The organism is Mesorhizobium sp. GbtcB19, assembly GCF_019091085.1.
GTDB lineage: Bacteria > Pseudomonadota > Alphaproteobacteria > Rhizobiales > Rhizobiaceae > Mesorhizobium.
Genome location: NZ_JAGXJY010000186.1, coordinates 1 through 287 on the forward strand (window position 1 = coordinate 1; position 287 = coordinate 287).

General features: G+C 71.1%; 1 pseudogene. It reads left to right on the plus strand.

What is annotated here, in order from left to right:
* Positions 1–267: pseudogene (locus KVT37_RS32130) on the plus strand (hypothetical protein); the annotation flags it as partial.
* Positions 268–287: the final 20 nt, after the last annotated feature.

A 287-nucleotide genomic window follows, 5' to 3' on the forward strand; every position in this document is an offset into this window, starting at 1 on the left:
GGTGTCGACCGGCGGCTGACGCTGCACTCCGCGGCCGCGGACGCGCAGGCGAGCGCCCCCGCGCATGGCTACGCCTTCGAGCCGGAAGCCGGCGGGGATGACGGGACCTGGGTGCAGTACAACACGCGGGAATTGACGGATGTGCCCGATCCGCTGCTGCCCGAAGGCTTCCGGATCCTGACAGCTGCGGATGCCTCCCCGGCCGACGCCGTCAAGGAGCATTGCGATGCCTGGCAAGCGTCGCGCTTCAACGAGGCGGCGTTCTAGCGCGTGCGGCGGACCTGGCC